Raw genomic sequence first — 5890 nt, 5'->3', positions numbered from 1 at the left:
CAGTTACTGTAGCTTCTGAAGCCAAGACGACAGCAGAGACAGCTTTAGAGCAGGCAAATACGGCATTAACAGTATCCAATGCCGCCAAGACAACAGCAGAGGTATCGAAAACCTCTTCAGAAGATGCCAAGATGAAGTCAGAAGCGGCTGAGAGGTTAGCGCAAGAAGCCAAGCGTATTGCGGATGATACTAAAGGTGCAGCCGATAGAGTGGCGACAACGGTCACGGAAAGCTCTCAAAGAGTGACACAAGTTCAAAGCACAGTAGAGACAGCTTTGACAGAGGCAAGAGAAGCCAAGGCAACGGCAGGAGATGCAAAAACACTTTCCGAACAAACCAAGAGCGCTTTTGATGATGCCAAGCAGGTGATGGGTGAGGTGAAGAATGTTGCAGAAACAGCAGCAACGAACAGTGGGCAAGCTCTCACGACAGCTTCTGAAGCCAAGATGACAGCTGATAAAGCCTCTTCGGTAGCCGGTGATGCAAAAGAAACGGCGTCTAAAGCCCTGTCGGTAGCTCATGGTCTTAAGCAATCGGTTGATCATGTCAAGAATACAGCTGAGGGAGCCAAAAGGACAGCAGAAGGAGTAGAGCAGAGGGCTTTAACAATAGAAGACGTTGCTACACAAGCCAAGACTAAAGCTGGTGAAGCCAAACAATTGGTTGAAGAAGTTAAGACGACAGCGCATTTAGCAGAAACGTTAGCGAATAATGCAAAGCAGTTAGCGGATAGTGCAAAAGACACAGCGGTGGAAGCGAAGAATAAAGCAGAGGATGCTCATGTCCTATCGCAAGAAGCTAAGAGCACAGCAGAGACGGCAGAAGAGAAAGCCGCAAGAGCCGAAAAGAAGGCAGATGATGCGACAGTTACAGCTTCTGAAGCCAAGACTATGGTGCAAGAAGCAAAACAGGCGTTAGAGACATCAACAGCGCAACAAGATGCTTCAGAAGCACTGTCTCAAGCCGCTGAAGCGAAGAAAGTAGCAGATCAGGCAGCAACGTTAGCCAATGAAAGTAAAACGACAGCTGTTGAGGCAAAAGGTTTAGTGGAGGAAGTAAAACAATCGGTAGCGACAGCGACAGCAACAGCAGAAAGCGTAGCTAAGGAAGCTAAAGTAGCATCAGAAAGCGCTGTTACAGTGGCGAATACAGCGAGGACCACAGCAGAAGAAGCCAAGAGTGCAGCGGATAGTGCAACAGCAACGGCTCATCAAGCTCAACAGAATGCAGAGGAGGCTACAAAATTAGCTTCTGAAGCGAAAGCGGTAGCAGAGTCTGCGGCGCGTTCAGGAGAGACGGCAGGGCAGGTGAGTGTGGAAACGGTGCAGGGCATAGCACAAGAGGCGAAGCGTAAAGCGGATGAAGCTGAAAAAATAGCACAAGAAGCCAAACAGACAGCAGGTTATGCCAAACATGATGCGGAGCAAGCGCGTAGTGAGGTGGAAAATGCAAAAAGCACAGCGAATGCAGCGTGGAATAAAGCCCACAAAGCGAATGAAACAGCAGATAGTGCTAAGCTTACAGCAAGTTTAGCAGAAACGGCAGGCGAAGAAGCCAAGAAAATAGCGGAGAAAGCCAATAACTACGCGTATGAAGCAAAAGATGAAGCCGAAAAAGCCAAGGAAATAGCCAATAGTGCAAAATATGCAGCAGGAGAGGCGCAAAAGGCAGCTGAAACAGCGGGTAAAAAAGCCGCGTCTTTAGAAGCAGCCGCAGAAGAAGCCGAAAAAATAGCTAAAGAAGCTAAACAGACAGCTGGTTATGCCAAGCATGATGCGGAGCAAGCGCGTAGTGAGGTGGAAAAGGTAAAAAGCACAGCGAATGAAGCGTGGAGTAAAGCTTACGACGCGAATGAAGCAGCCAATAACGCTAAGACTATAGCAAGATTAGCAGAAATGGCAGGCGAAGAAGCCAAGAAAATAGCGGAGAAAGCCGATGACCGAGCGTATGAAGCCAAGAATGAAGTAGAAAAAGCCAAGGAAATAGCTAGTAATGCAAAATATATAGCAGGAGAGGCGCAGAGGGCAGCCGAAACAGCGGGTAAGAAAGCCGCGTCTTTAGAGGAAGAAGCGGAAGAGGCACAAAAAATAGCCAAGGAAGCCAAGGAGTCTGCTGGTTATGCAAGACATGACGCGGAGCAAGCGCGCAATCAGGCAGAAAATGCAGAGAAAATAGCCTCGTCAGCGAGGAGTAGGGTTATCGATATCAATCAAGTGGTTGAGAATTTTAAAGCCCCCGTAAGTTTAGCGCGGATGTACTCAGACGAAGCCAAGAAAAAAGCCGAGTCGGCAGATTCACAAGCCTATCAAGCCAAGAGCGAAGCCGAAAAAGCCAAGGAAGTAGCTGATAGAGCGAAAAGGACAGCAGAAGAAGCTAAAACAACAGCCGATACGACGAAACAAGAGCTTGGAGGTATCAAGAGTTCCCTAGCAACGGCAACAACAGCCCATACAGTAGCCTCACAGGCAAAAGTGCTAGGGGAAGAGGTAAACAATTTACTGAAACAGTCCAATTTAACGGTTCTTTCAATTTCCACACCGTTTCTTGTTGCGAAAGGCAAAGCGGAATTAACCTTGAAAAAAGGAACACGCATAACCTTGGCATTAGGCAATGATATTTTAGTTGCAAGTTATACGGCAGATACAAGAATAAGCGTTCCTCCTCTTTCGGTGGGCAAAGATTATTATGTTTATTTGGTTTCTGATGGAGGACAGTCTCATAAACTTGTTTTATCAGAAAACTCTACGTATCCAAGGGATTACACAGTGAGTAATTCGCGAAAGATAGGAGGGTTTCATACGCTCTGTGCGGATGTTGGTACGATTTCCGGTCACCCATTGTCTGGTTATAGAGCAGGGGATATTTTACCCAATTCAGTTTGGTGTCTCAATCACCGCCCGCATAGTTCACCAGAAGGAATGGTTTATGACCCCTCTACAGATCTTTGGGTTGATATTTATCTTCAGTCAGGGACGGGTCACAATACCCGCTCGGCGTATAATGTTCCTATTACGACGAACCGTCTACAAACAGATCACATATCCGATATGCTGCGTGTTAGGAAGGCTTTGCTCAATAATACAGAATTTGCCTCCGCGATGTATGGAAGCAATGAAGGTGGTGGGATTCAAGGCAAAAAAGCACCTTCACCAAAACATTCTGGAGGTTATAAGAATACGGCAAATATACGGATGGTTTCGCATATCGGTTGTGAAGATGGTTGCGGTTATGTTTGGCAATTTGTGAAAGATGTTTGTTTCATGCAAACGGTAACTGGAACCTCACCAAATGTACAGTTTAAAAAAGATATGTATGCATTGTTGGCTGGTGGAGACTGGTCAGATACTACGAATATCAATCCACATCTGCGTGCAATCATTATACGGAATGCCATTTATGAATCGGCTGGCGCCCGTGGCTGTAGTTATCCACGGCATTTTATTTAGGAGGGGTAGATGATAGATTATCCAGAGCATTTAAATAGCAAAGAAGATTATATGAATATGCTTTCCTTTGATAAGGCTGAAACCGTAAGGAGGTTAGAGGTTCTTTTAGAGACGCGTTTTTATTGGGTTTTAGTCAAGGAGTTAAGTGAAGGAGAAGAGGGGATTGAAGATGACACGCATAAGGTTTGTCTAACAACAACCATGCCGTTTGATTCAAATGGTGATTTTGTAGAAAAGCGTTGTCAGTATGAATTACAGGAAAGCGAATATGCGCCGCTCTTTCAACTTGGCTTTCGTGTTGAAGAAGTTGAGCAGCTGATCAAAGAGCATAGCCAATAGAGATCATAAGAAAACATTTTTATGCCGCCTCACTTTTGTGGGGCTTTTTTTATGGAGCGTCAGATGAGAAAGATATCGAAAGAAGGATTAGAGCTTATCAAACAATGGGAAGGTTTACGTTTAGAGGCTTATCGAGATACGGCATGTGTCTGGACGATTGGTTATGGCCACACCAGCAATGCGGGTCACCCCCTTGTCAAAAAAGGCATGTGTATTAGCCAAGAGCAAGCAGAAGAAATCCTTTGTGAAGACTTAAAGCAATTTGAGAAGACGGTAGAGGAATCGGTCACGGTTTCGTTAACGGATTGCCAATTCGCGGCATTGGTCTCATTTTGCTATAATGTAGGAACAGCTGCTTTTCGCAAGTCAACATTGTTGAAGAAGCTTAATCAAGGGGATTATGAAGCCGTACCTGTTGAATTACAGAAATGGAATAAGGTGGGTGGAAAGCCTCTTGCGGGTTTAGCCAACCGTCGAGCAGCAGAAGCAGGATTATGGGTAAAAGGGTCTTATGTTTCTTCAAATTATCAAAGGGTAGAAACGAAAACGGCAACCGGACTTCTTAAAATAGAAGCACTTGCCCCGATTATAGGGTCTTGTTCTGGTTTTGGTGGCTTGTTAGCAGGCAATGGACCGGTGCAATGGGCATTAGCAGGCATCATGGTTTTAGCGGCTGTAACGGGCATAGTGATTGTCGCCAAGCGGTTTCGGGAGCAACGCTTATGATTTTTTGGCTAAAGAAATATTCTCTGATGTTTACAGCGGCTTTAGCCGTTTTTTTTATGGCTTTAGCTAAGGCGTTTCACCTTGGCAAGCAAAGCGAAAGGCAAAAGCAAACAGAGAATGCTTTAAAGACAGCAACAACGCGGCTTGAGGTGGAAAATGAAGTTAATCAAAAAAGTGATGCTGGTGTGCGCTCTGAACTTTCTCGTTGGGTGCGCGGCAAATAGGTCTGTTTCTTGTGGTGGCTGGTTGCCCATTTATTTGGATAATAAGGATGTTGCGGTCATCAGTTCCAACCTTGCAAGAGATATTTTGAAGCATAACAAGCAGGGAGCCCATTTATGTGGTTGGAAAGATGGTCAAGAAACGAAGCAGCAAAGATAAAGATCTTACAGAAAAAGAACAACAGCTCCTTCACGAGATGATAGAGACCTATCAAGGTTTAAAGATGATGTCACGCATCATGAAATTGATAGCCTTCATTGTCTTTATGTTTGTAATAGATTTTTCCCGTTTTGTGGACGCCATAGAGAATAGCTTCTCACATCTTAAAAGATGGTTAACCAAAAGTTAAATATCAAATCTCTCCTTTAAAAATATGATGAAACAAGAATTTACACAAACATTGTTTGCGTGGATGGGGGGTAAACACTATCTGCGTAAGAAAATTATACCGATTTTAAATAATATTGACCATGAAACCTATGTTGAACCGTTTTTAGGCTCTGGTGTTATTTTCCTAAATAAAAGACCAGCAAAATATTCCGTTATTAATGATTTGAATGGAGAGATCACGAACCTGTTTCAATGTGTTCAAAATAACTTTGATGATTTAGCCAAACGACTAGAATGGTTTGTTTGTTCAAGACAGTTGTTTTTTGAACTTGCGGCGATTGATCCAGAAAGCCTTTCCAAAGTTGAAAGAGCCGCACGTTTTTTGTTTCTCCAACGTTGTGTGATGTATGGGAAAAAAGAGTATGTCTCTTTTAGTTTTGGAAGGAAAAGAACGGCAGAGTTTAATCCCAAAAAGCTGTTATCAAGGATGAGGCGTGTTAGACAGAAGCTTCTTGATACGACAATCTTAAATTTGTCGTGGGAACGGGTTATCGAGCTATTTGATGCACCCGACAGTTTATTTTACCTAGACCCGCCTTATCTAGTGAAGAAGAAGTGTTACAGCTCTGGGAATTTTGTTGAAGATGATTTTGTGAGTATGGCAAAAGTTCTCAAAAGCATACAAGGCAAATTTGTCTTGAGTCTCAATGATTGTGATGCGGTTCGAGAGATCTTTAAGGATTTTGACTTTTTAGAATTAGAGACCCTTTGGACCTCTGGTTTTGCTAAAAAACCACCCCGAAAAGAACTCTTGATTCGTAATAATT

General features: G+C 43.9%; 6 protein-coding genes. All 6 read left to right on the top strand.

What is annotated here, in order from left to right; genetic code table 11:
- The coding region (locus ACFILA_RS08765; RefSeq protein WP_375661031.1) for a hypothetical protein at positions 1 to 3446 on the top strand (3446 nt) is incomplete at its 5' end.
- A 9-nt stretch (positions 3447 to 3455) separates the two neighbouring features.
- Positions 3456 to 3785, top strand: a complete 330-nt coding sequence (locus tag ACFILA_RS08760; protein WP_375652115.1) for a hypothetical protein — start codon at positions 3456 to 3458, stop codon at positions 3783 to 3785.
- 63 nt (positions 3786 to 3848) lie between these two features.
- Entirely contained in the window at positions 3849 to 4511 is a 663-nt protein-coding gene (locus ACFILA_RS08755; protein WP_375661030.1) for a lysozyme, read from the top strand.
- A complete protein-coding gene (locus ACFILA_RS08750) occupies positions 4508 to 4735 on the top strand; it encodes a hypothetical protein (RefSeq protein WP_012754703.1) in 228 nt (75 codons plus the stop codon). Before ACFILA_RS08755 ends, ACFILA_RS08750 begins: the two co-directional genes overlap by 4 nt.
- A gap of 116 nt (positions 4736 to 4851) precedes the next feature.
- On the top strand, positions 4852 to 5082 hold the full coding sequence (locus ACFILA_RS08745; protein ID WP_273791210.1) for a hypothetical protein: 231 nt from the start codon (positions 4852 to 4854) through the stop codon (positions 5080 to 5082).
- A gap of 24 nt (positions 5083 to 5106) precedes the next feature.
- On the top strand, positions 5107 to 5890 hold a 784-nt coding region (locus tag ACFILA_RS08740), incomplete at its 3' end, for a DNA adenine methylase (protein ID WP_375661029.1).

Origin of the sequence: Bartonella sp. CL71SXKL (genome assembly GCF_042194935.1) — a bacterium.
Taxonomy (GTDB): Bacteria; Pseudomonadota; Alphaproteobacteria; order Rhizobiales; family Rhizobiaceae; genus Bartonella.
Note: the sequence above shows the minus strand (reverse complement) of the source record. Positions and strands in the feature narration are given on the sequence as shown.